The sequence below is a fragment of the Novosphingobium kaempferiae genome (genome assembly GCF_021227995.1).
Lineage (GTDB): Bacteria > Pseudomonadota > Alphaproteobacteria > Sphingomonadales > Sphingomonadaceae > Novosphingobium > Novosphingobium kaempferiae.
The window spans coordinates 4,182,127-4,199,919 of sequence record NZ_CP089301.1 but is presented as its reverse complement, the minus strand read 5'-3'; the positions used below and the strand labels follow the sequence as shown (position 1 = coordinate 4,199,919).

The following is a 17,793-nucleotide window of genomic DNA, read 5'->3' as shown; positions in this document are numbered from 1 at the left end:
TCATATCCCTGCTCCCGAATAGGCCGGCGATGCGGCTCGCGAGCGGCCGGGCAGCCAGGCCGCGAGCCGATCGAGGAATGACGGTCCGCGGCTCGTGCCCACGGTTCCGAACAGAGGTGCGCGCACGGCGCGGCGGAGGCTTTCGGCGCCATGGATGGTGCCGGTCAGCATTTCGCGGGCGATGATGAGGCACAGGCCGATGGCGAAGCCTGCGGCGATGCCCATCGCCAGGACTATCCAGCCGCTCTTGCCGAGCGGGTGGAGCGGCAGGTTCGGCGGATCGACCACGGTGAACCGCTCGCCTTTGTCCTCCGTCTGGAGATTGGCCGCGACCTGCGCATCGAGCTGCTTCTCCCTGAGGGAGTCGTACTGGCGCTTGATGTTGTCGTACTCGCGCTCGATCGTGTTCAGCTCGTAGGCGGACTGCGGCGCCTGCGCCACGCGGCGGTCGAGGTCTGCCATCGTGTTCACCAGCTCGGCGCGGCGTGCGGCGAGGGTGGCGATGCGTTCACGCCCGGCGACGATCTCGGCCTGGATCAGCGTCTCGCCGCGCGCGGGCTCCTTGGCCAGCATGGCGCGCTGGCGGTCGACTTCGGCGCGCGCGGCGATGACGTCGGGGAAGGCTTCCGAATGGCTGGCGAGCAGGCGGACGAGGCGTTCCTCGGCGCGCTGGAGGTTCTCGATGCCGGGCGGCAGGCGTTCGATCTCCTGCTGGCGGGCGGCGAGCAGGCTGGACTGCTGGATCAGCCCCTGCGTCTCCGCGTCGGTGCGCGAGATTTCCGCGCGCATCGCCGAGCTCGATTGCGAACTGAGCGCCACGTCGGTGGGCAGCGCCCCGGCATAGCGGGCCTCCACGCCGCGGCGCTTCTCGGCAAGGTCGCGCAGCTGGCGGCGCAGCTCGTCCGAACGCCGGGCGAGGAAGGCGGCGGTGCCGGTCGCCTGCTCGGTGCGGAAGCGCTTGTCCTCGACGAGGAACATGCGGGTAAGCTGTTCGGTCACGGCCTGTGCCGAGCGCGCGTCCCGATAGTCGAACGTGAGGTTGAAGGCGATCGTGCTGCCCCGGCCCTGCGCCTGGTTGGCGGCGACGAGGTTCACCCCGATCTTGTTGCGCATCATTTCGAGCAGCTTGGGATACTCGATGGCGGCCCGCTCCTTGGGATAGAGCTTGTTCTGCTCGATCAGCCGGGTGAGGCTGTCGCGGCTTACGATCTGCTGGCGGATCTTGGCGATGCGCTCGTCGGCCACTTCGGTCAGCGGCGAGGCGATGAGGCTCGTCGGGATCTGCGGGGAATCGATCAGCAGCGTCGCGCTGGAGCGGTAGACCGGCTCGCGCATCAGCACGGTCGCGGTCGCCGCGCCCGCTCCGAGCAGGGTCGGCGCGATCAGCCAGCGCCAGCGGCGGCGCAGCATGGCGAGGATCTCGACCGGGTAGATGCCGAGGGCTTCGGCATCGTTCGGCGACGGCGATGCGGGCGTCGCGGGCATCGGAGAAGTCGTGTTCATCGGCTGGGTATCCGGAAGGTGACGCCGACCCGGACGGTCCAGGTGCCGAGCGTCTGGCTGGACAAGCCGGTGCGGCGGTCATAATCCGCGCCGACGTGAAGGCGGAACCGGTTGTCGAGCCGGTGCTCGTAGGCAGTGGACAGGCGCATCACCTTCGTATCCGTTTCGAAAGTGGGGCCGGGGACCGCGCGGTAATCGGCAGTGGCGCTGAGCGTGCCGCGCTCGCTGGTCTGCAACTGGAACGTGGCGTTCAGCGTCTTTTCGCGCTGGATGCCGCCGAAGCTGGTGACGACCGGCGAAATCCTGCCCGAAAGGCAGACCCGCAGGCGGCGCGGATCGTAGCACAGCGAGACGGACGCGGTCGGCTGGGCGGGCGTGTTGTTGCGCCGACCGTCGGATTCAGTGCGCGTGATCTTCGACAGCCCCCCTTCCGCCTGCGCGGAGAAGTACCGACCGATGCGGGTGCCCACCTTGAGGACGACGATGGCGGAATCCGAGTCCGAACCGTCCGCGGATTCGCTGAAGGTCGCGACGCCGCCCAGGCCTATCCAGGTATAGGGCGATATGTGCCGCTCCGCGCTCGCGCCGAAGCTCGTCGCATCCGTCTTGGCCAGCAGCACCGAGCCCAGCGGAACGCGGCGGTTCCACGAGATCTCGCCCGCGAAGCTGGTATGTGCATCCGGGCGCCAGCGCACGTTCTGTTCGAGCGCATAGCTTTCCTGGAGACTGATCGGGTCGACTGCGGCGTCGATCGTGCTCGCCAGGGTTTCCAGCGGCAGTGACCGGTCGAAGCGCGCCCGTGAACTCAGCGAGAGGCGCTCGTCGTCGCGATACTTGAGTTCGGCGGAGGCGCGGCCGGTGGTGAACGAGCCGTAACGGCGGTCGTACCGGCGGTAGGCGATCCTGCCGTCGAGATCGAGCGCGGTCTTCGGATCGATCCCGATGCCGATGCCACCCTGCGCGGAGATTTCCCCGCCGGAGGTTCGAGCCCGGTCGTCGAGGGTGAGGAACGGGTTGCGGCCCGTGAACCCCGTCATGTCGAACTCGATGTACGGCTGCTGCTCCTGCGCGGCCGCATGGGTCGGGGCCAGCCCCAGCGCCGCACCCAGCATCGGCGGGGCGGCAGCGAGGAGGAGCAGCGTGCCACGATGCGCCGCCGTCACGGGATCAGCAGCACGTCGCCGCTCTGGAGAGTCGGCAGCGGCGTGGCAAGGGCTCCGGATTGCAGCGAACGCGCGCCTTTCAGCAGACTGCTCAGGCGAACGCGTTCGACGACCTGCCCATTGCGGGTCTGGCGCAGGATCACGGCGCTGCCGGTGTCGGCGAACTCCGCGATGCCGCCGGCCATGCTCAGGGCCTGCAGGATGTTCGGGGCCGAGCCGCTGGTGAAGCTGCCCGGCGTGCGGACCTTGCCCAGCACGTAAAAGCGGGTGCCATCGGTCTCGCGCACGGTGACGGTGACGTCGGGCGGCGCGGCGGTGTAGTTCAGCGCGATGCGGCCGCGAATCTCGTCGGCGATGTCGGTGACGTTGCGCCCGGCGGCGCGGATGTTGCCCGCCAGCGGGAAGGCGAAGTTGCCGTCCGGCTGGACGAGCACCTGGCGCTGCATCCGCTCCTCGCCCCACACGAAGACGTCGAGCTGGTCGCCCGCCCTCACGGTGTAGCGATTGGCGGCTTCCGCCATCACGGTCATCGACTGCGCCCCGGAAACGACCGGCGCGATGGTCGGCGCAATGGCCGGTGCGACCGGCGCCGCGATGGCAGGGCCGGCCGCGTTGCCTGCCGTTGCCGCCGCCGCTGCCGGACTTGCGCCGAGCTGGGTTGCGATGACCTGTGCCATGGCCGGGTGGGCGGCGAGGCCCATGGCCAGAGCGGTGATTGCCGTCGAAACGGTCCGGGTCTTCCGGCGCGCCGCGAGCGGCCGGTCTTCATCGGTCGAATGAAACATGTCTAACCCCCACAGCCGGCATCGAATGTCGGTCTGTCGAAAAGCTAACCCCATGTGCTACTTGCCGAAAATTCTCCCATATGAGGGCGGGCTTATCCGTGGGGAGAAATCCGCATCGGTCCGTCGCAGCCGCTGTCCCGAAAAGTCCGGTGCCCTTTTTCGGGAAGCCAAAAGGGGGCCGCAGTTCCTTGGCCGGAGTTGCTCGGGAAGACCCCGCGTCGCCGCGACGGCATACTCGCGCGATGGGGAGGCACGCTCATGTCGCTTGAAAACCTGAACCTGACCGGGCGCGAGATCGCCGGACACGAGATTCTTACGCCTGAACTGGGACTTCCGCTTAACGGCCTCGCGAATGCCGGGCACCAGGCGGCGCATCGCGACGATGTGGAGTTCCTCGACCTCGATTTCACGCCGATCGACCTGCCGACCGCGTTCGACGCCGTGTGCAAGCGACCGCCCTCGGCGCCGTTCACCTATATCGTCACGCCCAACGTCGACCATGTGGTGCGCCTGCTGCGCCGCCGCTCCGACTTGTGGCCCGCCTATCGCGATGCCTGGATGACGCTGTGCGACAGTCGCATCCTCGCGCGCCTCGCGCGCGGCGTCGGCCGTGACCTGCCGGTGGTGACGGGCAGCGACCTGACGCTGCGCCTGTTCGAACAGGGCATCGCGCCCGACGATCACGTCGCCATCCTCGGCGGCAGCGACGCCACCGTGGCCCGGATCAAGGAGATCTACGGGCTGCGCAACGTCAGCCACTACAACCCGCCGATGGGCTTCATCAAGGATCCGCGCGAAGTCGCGCGCGCCGTGCGCTTCCTCGTCGATGCCAAGGCGCGCTACTCGTTCCTTGCCGTGGGCTCGCCCCAGCAGGAGATCGTCGCGCGGCGCGTCGCCAAGGCGCGCGGCGGGCAGGGCATCGGCTTCTGCATCGGCGCCAGCCTCGAGTTCCTTTCCGGAGAACAGGAGCGCGCGCCGCTGATGGTGCAGCAGATGTCGATGGAATGGGCCTTCCGCCTCTGCTCGAACCCGCAGCGGCTGTGGCGGCGTTACCTGATCGAAGGGCCGCAGATCTTCCGCATCCACCAGGTCTGGCGCCGCCGCGCGCCGATGCCGGGGTCGATGCGAACACCGCTGCACGGCTGAGTGGTTCATGATCGGGGGCGTTTCATGAACCGCGTGGCACTGGCGATCCTTGCAGGAGCGGCGCTGTCGCTGCCCGTGCTGTTCCATCTGGGCGGCGCGTGGCAGGCGGCGGGGGGTGCGGAACTGCGCTCGGTGCGGGTCGGCCCCGCGCCGGAGACCACCATCGGGATCAACTTGTTCAACCTGCAGTGGTACAATCGCCAGCAGGTCTTCTCCAACCTCATCGAGCAGAGCGAGTGGTTCCAGTCGCGCGGGGAAGGGTGGACGCCGATGCCGGCGGGCCAGATCGACCGGCTCGGCTGGGTCACGCACCTTGAGCCCGGCCAGACCGCGCCGCGCTTGCTGGTGCTGCCGCCCGCGCCCTACCGCGCGGTGCGGGTGCGCTGCACGTACCTCGGCAGCGGGGAACTGAACGCGGACGGCGTGGCGCAGATCACCGGGCGGGGGCCGCAGAGCATCGAGTTGATGGTGACGCCGACCGGCAAGGAAGACGAGATGGGGTGGATCGAGATCACCCGCACCGATCCGCGCGATCCCTTGCGCGATATCGACTGCCGCAAGGCCGGCACGCCGCCGGGCGCGCGTTTCGATCCCGACTTCCTCGAATCCGTCGAAGGCTTCGAGGTACTGCGTTTCATGGACTGGCAGCGCACCAACGACAACGCGCGCCTGCCGTGGAGCGAGCGCGCGCTGCCCGAGGCCTCGAGCCAGGCGGGGCCTGCGGGTGCCTCGGTCGAGGACATGGTGGACCTTGCCAACGTGGTCCACGCCGACGCGTGGTTCACGATGCCCTACCATGCCGACGAGGCCTATGTCCGCGGCTTCGCGCAATTGGTTCACGACCGGCTGGAGCCGGGCAACCGGATCTACGTCGAACTGGGCAACGAAGTCTGGAACACGATGTTCGAGGCGACCGAGGATGCCAAGCGCGAGGGACTCGCGCGCGGGCTCGGTGCCGGGAACGACGAGCGCGCCACGATGGAGCGCTATGCCGAGCGCGTGACCGAGACGATGCGCATCTGGACGCAGGTCTTCGCCGACCGTCCGGGCGCGCTGGTCCGCGTCTGCGCGACGCAGAACGCCAACCCCGCCTTCGCGCGCATGGTGCTGGAGTTCCGCGACACCGCCGAGTGGGTCGATGCGCTGGCGACCGCGCCTTACCTGTGGCTCGACATGGAGAGCTACCGCGCGAACGACACCGATCGCGTCTTTGCCGAGATGCCGGGGGTGATCGACCGTACTTTCGCCATGGCGGCCGAGAATCACGACATCGCGGCGGAGTTCGGCAAGCGCTACATCACTTATGAAGGCGGCCAGCACCTCGTCACGCGCGATCTCGCGCTCGCCCGCGCAGTGCAGCGCGACCCGCGCATGGGCGAAGTCTACACCCGCTACCTGACCGGGTGGCGCAACCGCTTTGGCGACACGATGATGCTCTACGCATCGACCTCGCCTATCTCCGAATACGGCGCCTGGGGGCTGCGCGAATACGGCGGACAGCCGATCGCCGAAGCGCCCAAGCTGTCCGCCGTGCGCCGCTTCCTGGAGGCAAGCCGTTGACCCAGAAGAAATCGTCGCTGCCGCCGCTCGCCATACTGGCGATGCTGGCGACGACAGCCATCCTTTTCGCCATCGCCAAGCCGGGCTTCTACGGCGCCTGCATCAGCACGGCCTGCGTGATGTACTTCGCATCCTGCCTGCGCGAGCCGTACCGGCAGGAGATGGCGGTGCGGGCGATCCTCATCACCTTCTTCATGCCCGCCGTCGCGTGGATCATCCCGAACGTGTGGATGCTCTACTTCGTGATGCTGATGTGGGTGCCGATGTTCGCGTCGCGCCCGGACCAGATCGCGGGGGTCTACCTGCACAGCCTGCTGCTGCTGCCGGGGCTCGACCTGTCGGTGGACCTTGCCGGGATCAAGCTGTTCGACATCGGCGTGCATGACGCGCTGGCGATCGGCGCCACCGTTGCGCTGCTGATCGCGCCGAGCCGGGCGCGGATCGCGGGCGGGGACGACCTGCGTGTGGTCCTGCTGCTTCTGGTGCTGGTCTTCGCCTCCGCGCGCGATACCAGCGCAACGCATTTCCTGCGCACCACGATCAACATCGGACTGGACTTCGGGCTGCCGTACTACATCCTCAGCCGCGGGCTGAAGGACGCCGCCTCGATGCGCAGCGCGATGCGCTGGTTTGCCGCCTCGGGCGTGGCGATATCCGGCATCCTCGCCTTCGAGATGTGGGAAAGCTGGCCGATGTACAACGAACTGTACTGGCACTACGCGATCCCGATGCTGCTGGTCGTGAAGTCGCGCGGCGCCTTCATGCGGCCGGGTGGACCGTTCAACGAGCCGACCTCGATCGCGCTGGTCATGATCCTGTGCCTGTTCGCCCTGTGGCTGCTGCGCGACGACTTCCGCACCCGCGTGCGCCACGGCCTGCTGTGCCTCATCGCGTTTCTCGGAGCCTCCGCGCCGCAATCGCGCAACGCCTGGGTCGCGCTCGGCATCGCCGTGCTGCTGGGCGACATGTTCCTCGGGCGCTGGGGTGCGCTGGTGCGCAAGTTCGCGCCGACGGGGGTGGCGCTGATGCTGATCCTGGCGGCGGCGAACATGTGGCCGTCGTTTTCAGACTCGCTCGGCCTGTCGGGACAGGCGAGCGACACTGCCGATTACCGTCGCCAGCTGCTGGAGCGAGGGGTCGAGGAGTTCTGGGACAGCCCGATCATCGGCTTCTCGCGCCCCGAGCTTGAAATCCGGCTGGACGACATGCGGCAGGGCGAAGGCATCATCGACTACGTGAACACGTTCCTGTGGTTCGCGCTCGTCTCCGGGATCATCGGGTTGACGATCTTCGTGTGGAACCTAGCAGCGCCGCTGATGTACCTGTGGCGGATGCGGCGCACCGAGATGATGCTGGGGACCGGCGCCCCGGCGGCCTTCGTGTTCGGCAGTCTTGCGGCACTTGGCGCGACGCTGTTCTTCACTTTCTTCGCGACCCGCATGTCGTACCTGACGATCGGCTTCATGGGCTTCGCCGCCGCGATCCGGGCGGTGAGCAGGGCTCACGCGCGGGAGATCCCGGCATACCCGCGCCCGCCAGCGGTGCAGCACTATCCGCCCGTCAGTGGCCAGCCGGGTCTTGCACCGGCTTAGGGCGAGATCCGCGTTGTCGTCATTGCGAGCGTAGCGAAGCAATCCATGGTCAGCCCCTACGTTCCATTGGGTCGCTGGATTGCTTCGCTACGCTCGCAATGACGAGGGGTGGTGTCGAAGGATAGACCGCATACGAAAGGGCGCCGTTCAAGCGGCGCCCTTTCGTATGCCGAAACCGCTCAGCCGAGGTGGCGGCGGATCACTTCGCTGCGGTGCTGGAAGACATGCTCGTCCGTGAACGGCGCGCCGTCGGCGGAGGCCTTGAGGATCAACCGTGAAAGCCGCGCCCGGTCAGCGCTCAGTGCTGCCAGTTCCCGGGCAAGTGCCGCCGTGTCGCCCAGCGGAACGAGCACGCCGCCGCCATGCGCGGCGATGAGGTCGGCCGGGTAGGCGCTCGTATAGCCAGCGATCGGACAGCCCGAAGCCAGTGCCTCAATGAGACAGCGGGGTGATTCCGGGGTCAGGTGGCAGAACTGGAAGACATGTGCGCGGCGCAGCTCCTCCAGGATTTCGGTCCGGTCGTTGACGAAGCCCGGCATCTCGACGCGGGACTGGAGACCGGCCTTGGCGACCCGCGCCAGCATCTCCGGCCGCTCCGACCCGTCGCCGAGCCAGCGGGCATGGAAGTCGACGTCCATCGCGGCAAGCCGTTCCAGCACCTCGATCCAGTCGAGCGGCCCCTTCATGGGATCGGCGCGCCCGGCATAGACGATGCGCAAGGGGCCTTCCGCCGCCGCGCCTGCCTTCATGGCGAGGCGCTGGGGCGCAAGATGGTCGTCCGGTGCGATATGGATGTCGTGGACGATCTCCGCCGGGCCGGAGGCGAACGGCGCATAGGCGTCGTATGTTTCCTTGCCGTGGAACAGGCCGAGCGAGGCGCGGCGGATCACCGCACGTTCCAGCCGCGCCATCGGGCGGTGCGTCAGCCGCGCGCGCAGTCGTTCCTTCCACGGGCCGACATGGGCGCTGCGGCGCACGACTTCGGATTCCACGCGGTCGGTCCAGACGGCGAAGGGGCGGTCCATGGCCTTGGCGGTGAAGCCCGCCACCGCGCCCCAGTCCCCGAACAGGCCGCCGATCGCGAAGCTGAGCCAGCGCGCCTCGGCGATCAGCGCGGCGATGCGGCGGCGCGTCGCGGGCAGTTGCCGCAGGAACTGGTCGGGCCGGTAGGCCATCGGCAGCGCCTCGAAGCGCACGCGGTCGAGCTTCGATCCCGTATCCGCCACCGGCACCCAGCCGACCGGCGCGGGATCGGGGCTCAGCGGCATCATGACGATGACGCGCGCGAAGTTCGCGGCCCAGAGGCGCAGCCCGTTCACCGCCTGCGCCTCCACCATCAGCCCGCCCTGCGCGTCGCGGTGCAGTGGCACCGGCGCGTAGATGAGCAGCGTGTCGTCCTGCACCGGCTGCGCGCCGGTCAGCGTGCCTGCGCGGAGCGGCGCGTTCATCACAGCCCCGCCAGGACCGGAGACAGCACCAGATCCGCGCCCATGCCGAGCAGCACGCCGCCCAATCCCGCAGCGAGGAACAGGCCCTCCTGCCAGAGGTCGAGTAGCCCCACCTTGAACATCCGCCGCCACTTGAGCAGCAGCGCGGGCAGTTCGAGCAGCCCCACCGTGACGACCAGCCCCATCTCGCCGAAGCCGAGGTAGGCGAGGGTGCCGACCACGGCCAGCCAGACCAGCTTGCCGGTGTTGGCTTCAAGGTAGGCGCTGACGCCGCCGGTGGCGATCAGGCTCTCATGTGCGGCGTTGGACGGCATCGCCAGCAGCGAGGAGATGCAGAGGATCTGCATGTAGAGCGCCGTCTCTGCATAGGACGCGTCGTAGAAGATGCCGATGATGAGCGGCGCGCTGCCGATGATCCCGCCTGCCGCCGTGGCGTAGAGCAGCGAGGGAATGCGCCGCCGCGCGTAGAACTTGCCCCTGAGGTCCGCCGCCCCCTCGCGCCAGAGCGCGGCATAGGCCGGATAGAGCACGCGGCTGGTGTAGTTGCTCGCGAAGGCCAGCGGCGCGGAGGCGAGGTTGCCCGCCAGCACGTAGAAGCCGAAATGGTCGAGCGGCATGAACTTTGCCAGCACCATCTTGTCGCACTGCGAGACCAGCAGGTAGATGAGGCTCGACCCGGTGATGTAGCGCGAGAACGCCCAGAGTTCGCGCAGCGTCTCGCGCTCCAGCGCGAAGGACCGCTTGCCATCGGGGAAGATCAGGTAGCTCAGCGTCACCTTGAGGATCGTGCCCGCCAGCATCCCGCCGAGGATGGCCCAGTAGGTCGGCCACTGCCACGCGATCGCGGCGCTCACCGCGATCTGCACGACGAGCGCGAGGATCTCGACGCTCGACAGCCGCAGGATGCGCCGGTTGCGCAGCGCGGAGAACAGGCTGGTCGAGGCGAAGCCGTCCACCGTGAACAGCAGCGATGCGGCGGCGATCATCGGGGCCAGCTCGGGCCGTCCCAGCGCGTGCGACACCGGGATCGCCAGCAGCGCCAGCACGGCGGTAAGCACCACCGAGCGGATCAGCGAGACGGTCCATACCGTATCGAGGAAGCGCTTCCGGTCGCCGTCCTTCTGCCGCACGACGAAGCTCTGGAAGCCGAGGTCGCTCGCCAGCACGATGGTCAACTGCAGCGATGCGATCACACCCGAGATGCCGAACACCTCGGGCGCGAGCAGCCGGGTCAGGATCATGCTGCTGACCGCGCGCAGCAGGTTGTTGATGATGACCGAGGCGAACACCACGTTGGTGTCGCGCAGCGCCGTGCCGCGCAGGCGCGTGAACAGGCCGGGACGGAGCGCCGGCCATTCGGCGTTGGAGGCTTGCGCGGTCATCGCGGCGCGCGCGCTTCGACGGCGTGGCCGATCAGGCCATCGGCACGGTCCGCAAGCGGCCGACGGGTTGAGCAGAGCCCGATATGCACGCGGCAATTCTCCTTGGGAAACACGAGGAAGCTTCGCGCCCAAGTCTATTGGCAGGGCTTGGGGGGTGTCGATCATGAGAACTTCCAAGGGAGTTTCATGTCTGCACCCGTGCAGGGGGCCTCCCTATCCTGCCCCGCATGGAGATTGCGCCGGGGGGCGCCTTGCAGGGGGATCAGATGGCGTTGCTCGGCTCGGTACTGGCCTGGGGGACTGCAGCGGCGGCGGGCCTGCCGACTGCGGTGCTCGCGCTCGAATGCCTTGCCGGTGCGCACAGGCGCCCGGCTGTGGCAACTACGGAGACACCTTCGTTCATCGTGGTCATGCCCGCGCATGACGAGGCAGCCGGGATCGAGGCGAGCGTGCGCACAGCGCGGGCGCAACTGCGCGAGGGCGACGAACTGCTGGTAGTCGCGGACAACTGCACCGACGACACCGCGCAGCGCGCCCGCGCGCTCGGTGCGACCGTCATAGAGCGCTGCGACCCCGTCCTGCGCGGCAAGGGCTATGCACTGGAGTTCGCGCGCGGTTTCATCGCCAGGCATCGCCCCGAGCCGCGCACGGTCATCGTCCTCGATGCCGACTGCCGCGTCTCGCCGGGCTCGCTCCCCGTGCTCGCGGCGACGGCGGCGGTGCGCGACGCGGCGGTGCAGGGCCGGTTCCTCCTCGACGCGCCGGGCGATGCGGGCGCGATCGTGCGGATTTCCAGCTTCGCGTTCCTCATCAAGAACCTCGTGCGCCAGCAGGGGCTTGAGCGGCTGTCCGGTGCGGCGCTGCTCCACGGCTCGGGCATGGCCTTCCCGCGCGCCATGTTCCTCAACATGCGCTGGCCGGGCGGCTCGCTGGTCGAGGATCTGGAGATGGGGCTCGACCTGTTGCTGGCCGGGCATCGCGTCGTGGTGGAGCCGCGCGCGCAGGTGCTCAGCGCGACCAGCACGGTCGAGGGCACCGGCAGCCAGCGCCGCCGCTGGGAGCACGGCATGATGCAGACCGCCGGGCGCTACGTGCCCCGGCTGCTGGCGGGCGCGCTGCGCCGTCCGGCGCTGGCGCTGGTCGCGCTCGACCTCATGGTGCCGCCGACGGTGCTGCTGGGCCTGTGCTCATTGGCGGCATCGGCGCTGGTACTGGCGCTGGCGGGGCCGACATCGACGCCGTTCCTCGCGCTGCTGGCGACGCAGGTCGCGGCGGCGCTGGGCGTGTCGCGCGCATGGGGGCACCACGGACGCGACATGCTGCCGCTTTCGGTACTGCGCGAGATCCCTGGCTACGTGTTCTGGAAGATGCCGCTGATCGCCCAGTTCGTAACCCGGCGCGAGCGGCAGTGGAACCGGACGGAGCGCCTGCCGTGAACCCGGTCGGCTTCGTCATCATCGGCCGCAACGAGGGCGCGCGGCTGGACTTGTGCATCGACAGCGTGATGCGCACGCACCAGCGCGCGGTCTACGTCGATTCCGGCTCCACCGACGGCAGCGTGGCGCGTGCCAAGGCGCGGGGGCTCCCGGTGGTCGAGCTTGACCCTGCACAGCCCTTCACGGCGGCGCGGGCGCGCAATGCCGGATGGGAACGGCTGCTGCGCGACGATCCCGGACTTGAACTCGTCCACTTCATCGACGGCGACTGCGAACTCATCCCCGGCTGGCTGGACAAGGCGCTGGCCGCGCTGCTCGCCGACGACCGGCTCGCCGCCGTCTGCGGCCGTCGCCGCGAACGCGCGCCCGACGCCAGCCGCTACAACCGCCTGTGCGAGCACGAGTGGAACACCCCGGTCGGCCTTGCGGAATCCGTGGGCGGCGACGCGCTGTTCCGCATCGCCGCGCTGGAGGGCGTGCGCGGCTTCGACGAGACGCTGATCGCCGGGGAGGAGCCCGACATGTGCCACCGCATGCGGCGGCGCGGCTGGCTGATCCGCCGGATCGAGGGCGACATGACCATCCACGATGCGGGGATGACCCGCTTCGGCCAGTGGTGGCAGCGCAATCGCCGCAGTGGCTATGCGACCGCCGAAGCGCTGGCGATGCGCGGGTCTCAGGATGCCGAGGCGGGGCGCGACCTGCGCCGCAAGGTACTGAGCAACATCGTGTGGTCGCTGCCACCCGCGTGGATGCTGTGGCCGCTGCTCTGGCTGCGCATCCGCCAGCGCAAGGATGCCTTGCAGGCGACCTGGCTCACGCTGGGCAAGCTGCCGCATCTCCAGGGCCAGCTCGATTACTGGAGCCGCCGCCAGCGGGCGAATACTGGCGCGCGTCGTATCGAGCTCATCGAGTATAAGTAATTCGCTCCCCAAAATACCCAAGTGTTGATCCATGGTGAAAACCGGGACGGGGTTTGGGACATAGTTTTCCAAAATCAGCCTCAATACAGTCGAGGACGAATTTGGGGTAATCACATGGGCGTGGGGCATCACATGGCGTCTATCGACGACTTATCGCGCGGCGACGATTCGGTTTATCGCGGAAACCTCTACAGCATCCTGATCGGTAACGAAACGTTGCTGGCGGAATGCGGCAAGCAGCTGATCGAGCGGGGACACGGTATCGCGGCCGTGGTCGCCGCGCCGGGATCGCCTGCCGCCGACTGGGCGCGACGCTCCGGCATCGCACTGTTCGAGAAGCCGCGCGACCTGCTCACTGGCCTGCCGAACGCGGCGCCGGGCAGCGTCGACTACGTCTTCAGCATCTCCAACCTCGCGGTGCTGCCGCCCGAAGTGCTGGCGCTGGCCTCTCGCGCGGGGATCAACTTCCATGACGGCCCGCTGCCCGAGCTGGCGGGCCTCAACACGCCGGTCTGGGCGCTGCTCGACGGGGCCGAGCGCCATGGCGTGACCTGGCACCTGATGATCGGCGACGTTGACGAAGGCGCGATCCTTGCCGCCGAACGCTTCGAGATCGCCGCGGAGGAAACCGCGCTTTCGCTCAATACCCGCTGCTTCGAGGCGGGCCTGCGCACTTTCGGGACCATCGTTGCCGACATCGACGGCGCCGTCGCGGCGGCCACCGTGCAAGACCGCGCGCCCGACCGCATGGTTGGCCGTGCCGACCGGCCCGAGGCCGCAGCGACGATCGACTGGAACCGCCCGGCCGAGAACATTGCTCGCCTGGTCCGCGCGCTCGACTTCGGGCTCTACGCCAACCCCATGGGCGCGCCCAAGGCCCTGCTGGGCGAGCGGCTGCTGCTCGTCCAGCAGGTGACGCCGCTGGCGACGGCATCGGGCCGCGAGCCGGGCACCGTGATCGTTTCCGGCCCGAACCCGATCGTCGCGACCGCCGACTTCGACCTACGGGTGGACCGCCTTGCGATGCTTTCCGGCGACGTGCTGACCGGTTCGCAGGTGAGCGACATGCTGATCGACGGGGCGTCCTTCGTTTCGCCCGACGCCGCGCGGCGTGACCAACTCAACTGCCTCGATTCCGCTGTCGGTCGCTACGAGGCCTGGTGGCGCCGTCGCCTGCAGATGCGCGAGAGCCTGCAACTGGCGCAGTTCCGCCCGCGTATCGGCGACGGTCCGGCGCAGCCTTTCGCGTTCGACCATGCCTTGCCGCAGGGCGTCGTCGCCGGTGACGCGCTCGCGGCAGTGGTGGCATGGCTCGCCCGCGTCGCCGACCGCGCCAGTGTCGAGATCGGCTATGCCGACAGCGTTAGCCGCGCTCGCCTCGACGACGTGGCCGACTGGTTCGCACCCGAATTGCCGATGAAGGTCGAAGTGGATTTCGCCGCTCCGCTCTCAGCCGTGCGCGATGCGCTTGACCGCGAACTGGCGGGCCTGCACCGCCGCGTCGCGATCTCCGCCGACCTCATCGCCCGCAGCCCCGAACTGCGTGGCCGCGTCGGCTTCGACCACCCCGTCAGCGTGCAGGTGGTCAACCGCCTCGACGAAGCGCGGACGAGCGACGCCGTGCTGGACATCGCGGTATGCCCTGCCGAGGGCGCGCTGCGCTGGACCGTCGACGCCACCCGCCTCGACCGCGCGGACCTCGACGATTTCGTGCGCGGCTTCGAAGCGATGTGCAACGCGATCGGCGAGACGCCGGTGGGCAGCCTCTCGCTGCTGGAACCCTCGGAGATCGAACGCGTCATCGGCGCGTGGAACGCCACCGAAGGCCCGGCGCCTGCCGGTCCGGCGTGGCACCGCCACTTCGTCGAGCAGGTCGCGCTGACGCCCGACAAGCCTGCCGTCACCGCGCTCGGCACCACGCTGACTTATGCCGAACTCGACGCCTGGTCGAACCGCATCGCGCATGATCTTGCGGCGCGTGGCGTCGGCCCGGAAGTTCTCGTCGGCCTGCACCTTTCGCGCTCGGTGGACATGATCGCTTGCCTGATCGCCGTTCACAAGGCGGGCGGGGCCTATGTGCCGCTCGACCCGTCCTACCCGCGTGATCGCATCGCACACATGGTAGGGGATTCGGGCCTTGGTCTGGTGCTGAGCGAGACCGCGCTGGCGGGCGACCTGCCTGTCACCGATGCCCCCATCCTCACCATCGATACCCTGCGCGATGCTTTCGCTTCCCGCCCCTCCGACCCCTTCGATGGCGGGGCGGACGGCGCGAACCTTGCGTACATGATCTACACCTCGGGCTCGACCGGTCTGCCCAAGGGCGTGATGGTCGAGCACCGTAACCTATTGAATTTCTACGCAGGCATGGACCGTCACATCGCGCCCGACGGCACCTGGCTGGCGGTGACGAGCCTCAGCTTCGACATCTCGACGCTGGAGCTCATGTGGCCGCTGATGCACGGCTATCACGTTGTCATCGCCAGCGAGAAGGAAGTGCGGGGCGATGTTCCGGCGGTGGTGGAAACCGCGCGGCCGGTGGGTTTCAGCCTGTTCTACTTCGCGAGTTCCAGCGCGGGCAGCGCGGCCGAGCAGTACAACCTGCTGCTGGAAGGCGCCCGTTTTGCCGATGCCAACGGGTTTGAGGCGATCTGGACGCCGGAGCGACATTTCCATGACTTTGGAGGGCCTTACCCGAACCCGGCGGTCGCTGCGGCGGCCATCGCGGCGATCACTTCGCGGGTGCAGATCCGGGCGGGAAGCGTGGTGGGGACGCTGCACCATCCGCTGCGGATCGCGGAGGAGTGGGCACTGGTCGACAACCTGTCGGGCGGGCGCGTCGGCATCGCTTTCGCATCGGGCTGGCAGCCGGACGATTTCGTTCTAAATCCAAGTGCTTACGCTGATCGCCCGGGCGGCCTCAAGCGCTGCATGGAGGACGTTCGCGGGCTTTGGCGCGGGGAGGCTCGGGCCTATCCGGGGCCGCTGGGGCATGATGTTTCGGTGAAGACGTACCCCCGCCCGGTCCAGCCGGAGCTGCCGGTGTGGATCACAAGTGCTGGAAATGCCGAGACTTTTCGTGAGGCCGGGCGCGTCGGGGCGAACGTCCTGACCCACCTTCTGGGGCAGTCGATCGAGGAGGTGGCGGCCAAGATCGCGGCCTATCGGGAGGCGTGGCGCGCTGCCGGGCATGCCGGAGAAGGGCGCATCACCTTGATGTTGCACACTTTTCTTGGGAAAACCGAGGAGACCGTGCGCGCTGCGGTGCGCGGGCCGCTGATCGAGTACCTGCGCACCTCCACCAACCTGCTCAAGCAGTACGCCTGGTCCTTCCCGGCTTTCAAGACGCCGCAAGGTGCTGAAAGGCTTGAACTTTCCGATATCTCGCAGGAAGAGACCGACGCCCTGCTCGACCATGCGTTCGAGCGCTATTTCGAGACCAGCGGTCTGTTCGGCACGCCCGAGGACAATGTCGCGCTGGTGGCGAGGCTTTCTGCGCTGGGTGTCGACGAGATCGGCTGTCTGGTCGATTTTGGCGTGGATAATCAGACGGTTATCGAGCATCTGCCGCAGATCGCCCGCCTGCGCGAAATGGTACTGAACGACACCAAGAGCGCACAGGACGTCCCCGAGCGCGCACTGCACGCCCTCATGGCGCGCCATGGCGTCACCCACCTGCAGTGCACGCCTTCGCTGCTCCAGGTGCTCGCTGGAGACGAGCTTTCGCGCCCCCGTCTTCAGGCCCTGAAGCACCTCATGGTCGGCGGCGAGGCGTTCCCGCCGCAGCTGGCGACCGACATGACCGGGCTCGTCTCCGGCACAGTCATGAACATGTACGGCCCGACCGAGACGACCGTGTGGTCCGCCGTCCACGCGCTCGACCAAGGTGGTGCGCCGCCGCTCGGCAAGCCGCTGCTCAATCAGCAGATCTACATCCTCGACCGGCGCATGCAGCCGGTGCGTCCGGGCACGCCGGGCGAGCTGGTGATCGGCGGGGCGGGCGTGGTGCGCGGCTATCACGACCGTCCCGAACTGACCGCCGAGCGCTTCATCGTGCACCCCTTCAACCCCGGCGAGCGCGCCTATCGCACCGGCGACCTTGCCCGCCAGCGCGAAGACGGCACGCTGGAGTTCCTCGGTCGCCTCGACCATCAGGTGAAGATCCGCGGCTACCGCATCGAACTGGGCGAGATCGAGGCCGCGCTGACCGCGCATGCCGACGTCACCGAGGCCGTCGTCGTCGCTCGCAAGGAAGGGGCCGCCACCCGGCTCGTCGCCTACCTAGCCCCGCGCACCGGCGCGCCGGCGGTGGAGGACTTGCGCGCGCATCTTCGCGAACGGCTGCCCGACTTCATGGTGCCGTCCAACTTCGTCATGCTGGAGGCCCTGCCGCGCACGCCCAACGGCAAGATCGACCGCAACGCCCTGCCCGAACCGGTCAGCGTGGTGGTCGACAACGTGGCGGAGGGCGCGGCCCCGGCCACTGGCGTCGAGGCGCAGATCCAGGCGATCTGGTGCGACGTGCTGAAGCTGCCGCAGGTCCGCCTGTCCGACAACTTCTTCGACATCGGCGGGCACTCGCTGCTCGCCATCCAGGTCCACCGCAGGCTTGCGGCGGAACTGACGCAACCCGTGGCGCTGACCGACATCTTCCGCTTCCCCACCATCGCCGCGCTGGGCGCGCATCTGGCGGGCGGATCGGAAGGACAGGTCACGGCCGCCGCGACACAGGGACAGAGCCGCGCGCTCGCCCGCCAGCAGGCGCGCCAGCGCCTCGCCGGGGCGCGCGTAGGGGTGAGGGTGTGATGGCGATGGTCGACGGGGAGGGAGGGGCATACGCGGCCCTTCGCACCCC

Annotated in this window: 11 protein-coding genes; 6 read left to right on the top strand and 5 right to left on the bottom strand. The window is 68.5% G+C overall.

From position 1 onward, the window contains the following. From LO787_RS19100 to LO787_RS19090, 3 genes are read right to left on the bottom strand one after another with little or no spacing between them, the layout of a single operon-like run. Complete coding sequence (locus LO787_RS19100) at positions 1 to 1,503, bottom strand: GumC family protein (protein WP_232492566.1); 1,503 nt, start codon at positions 1,501 to 1,503, stop codon at positions 1 to 3. Then, positions 1,500 to 2,666: a hypothetical protein gene (locus LO787_RS19095; protein ID WP_232492565.1), complete on the bottom strand. Its 1,167-nt coding sequence runs from the start codon at positions 2,664 to 2,666 to the stop codon at positions 1,500 to 1,502. The genes LO787_RS19100 and LO787_RS19095 overlap by 4 nt, the downstream gene beginning before the upstream one ends. Then, a complete protein-coding gene (locus tag LO787_RS19090; protein ID WP_232492564.1) occupies positions 2,663 to 3,451 on the bottom strand; it encodes a polysaccharide biosynthesis/export family protein in 789 nt (262 codons plus the stop codon). The genes LO787_RS19095 and LO787_RS19090 overlap by 4 nt, the downstream gene beginning before the upstream one ends. Before the next feature lie 258 nt (positions 3,452 to 3,709). Here LO787_RS19090 and LO787_RS19085 point away from each other — a divergent pair, with 258 nt between their 5' ends. From LO787_RS19085 to LO787_RS19075, 3 genes are read left to right on the top strand one after another with little or no spacing between them, the layout of a single operon-like run. After that, on the top strand, positions 3,710 to 4,597 hold the full coding sequence (locus LO787_RS19085) for a WecB/TagA/CpsF family glycosyltransferase (RefSeq protein WP_232492563.1): 888 nt from the start codon (positions 3,710 to 3,712) through the stop codon (positions 4,595 to 4,597). A 24-nt stretch (positions 4,598 to 4,621) separates the two neighbouring features. Then, positions 4,622 to 6,157: a hypothetical protein gene (locus LO787_RS19080; protein WP_232492562.1), complete on the top strand. Its 1,536-nt coding sequence runs from the start codon at positions 4,622 to 4,624 to the stop codon at positions 6,155 to 6,157. Beyond that, positions 6,154 to 7,749 (top strand): O-antigen ligase family protein, encoded by a 1,596-nt coding sequence (locus LO787_RS19075; RefSeq protein ID WP_232492561.1) that lies wholly within the window; start codon positions 6,154 to 6,156, stop codon positions 7,747 to 7,749. The genes LO787_RS19080 and LO787_RS19075 overlap by 4 nt, the downstream gene beginning before the upstream one ends. A 179-nt stretch (positions 7,750 to 7,928) precedes the next feature. On the opposite strand, the gene LO787_RS19070 is transcribed toward LO787_RS19075, so the two are convergent. Both LO787_RS19070 and LO787_RS19065 read right to left on the bottom strand, forming a co-directional pair. Next, positions 7,929 to 9,197, bottom strand: a complete 1,269-nt coding sequence (locus tag LO787_RS19070; protein ID WP_232492560.1) for a glycosyltransferase — start codon at positions 9,195 to 9,197, stop codon at positions 7,929 to 7,931. Continuing rightward, a complete protein-coding gene (locus LO787_RS19065) occupies positions 9,197 to 10,579 on the bottom strand; it encodes an oligosaccharide flippase family protein (protein ID WP_232492559.1) in 1,383 nt (460 codons plus the stop codon). Before LO787_RS19065 ends, LO787_RS19070 begins: the two co-directional genes overlap by 1 nt. Before the next feature lie 266 nt (positions 10,580 to 10,845). On the opposite strand from LO787_RS19065, the gene LO787_RS19060 reads away from it, so the two are divergent. The 3 genes from LO787_RS19060 (at position 10,846) to LO787_RS19050 (ending at position 17,744) form a co-directional block, all read left to right on the top strand. Then, positions 10,846 to 12,015 (top strand): glycosyltransferase family 2 protein, encoded by a 1,170-nt coding sequence (locus LO787_RS19060; RefSeq protein ID WP_232492558.1) that lies wholly within the window; start codon positions 10,846 to 10,848, stop codon positions 12,013 to 12,015. Further along, a complete protein-coding gene (locus tag LO787_RS19055) occupies positions 12,012 to 12,938 on the top strand; it encodes a glycosyltransferase family 2 protein (RefSeq protein ID WP_232492557.1) in 927 nt (308 codons plus the stop codon). Before LO787_RS19060 ends, LO787_RS19055 begins: the two co-directional genes overlap by 4 nt. Positions 12,939 to 13,070: 132 nt before the next feature. Next, positions 13,071 to 17,744: a MupA/Atu3671 family FMN-dependent luciferase-like monooxygenase gene (locus tag LO787_RS19050; protein ID WP_232492556.1), complete on the top strand. Its 4,674-nt coding sequence runs from the start codon at positions 13,071 to 13,073 to the stop codon at positions 17,742 to 17,744. The last annotated feature ends 49 nt before the right edge of the window (positions 17,745 to 17,793 follow it).

Coding starts and splice junctions, on each gene's coding strand:
- LO787_RS19085 (WP_232492563.1), top strand. CDS start 3,710: ATGTCGCTTGAAAACCTGAACCTGACCGGGCGCGAGATCGCCGGACAC.
- LO787_RS19070 (WP_232492560.1), bottom strand. CDS start 9,197: ATGAACGCGCCGCTCCGCGCAGGCACGCTGACCGGCGCGCAGCCGGTG.
- LO787_RS19090 (WP_232492564.1), bottom strand. CDS start 3,451: ATGTTTCATTCGACCGATGAAGACCGGCCGCTCGCGGCGCGCCGGAAG.
- LO787_RS19100 (WP_232492566.1), bottom strand. CDS start 1,503: ATGAACACGACTTCTCCGATGCCCGCGACGCCCGCATCGCCGTCGCCG.
- LO787_RS19080 (WP_232492562.1), top strand. CDS start 4,622: ATGAACCGCGTGGCACTGGCGATCCTTGCAGGAGCGGCGCTGTCGCTG.
- LO787_RS19060 (WP_232492558.1), top strand. CDS start 10,846: ATGGCGTTGCTCGGCTCGGTACTGGCCTGGGGGACTGCAGCGGCGGCG.
- LO787_RS19065 (WP_232492559.1), bottom strand. CDS start 10,579: ATGACCGCGCAAGCCTCCAACGCCGAATGGCCGGCGCTCCGTCCCGGC.
- LO787_RS19050 (WP_232492556.1), top strand. CDS start 13,071: ATGGCGTCTATCGACGACTTATCGCGCGGCGACGATTCGGTTTATCGC.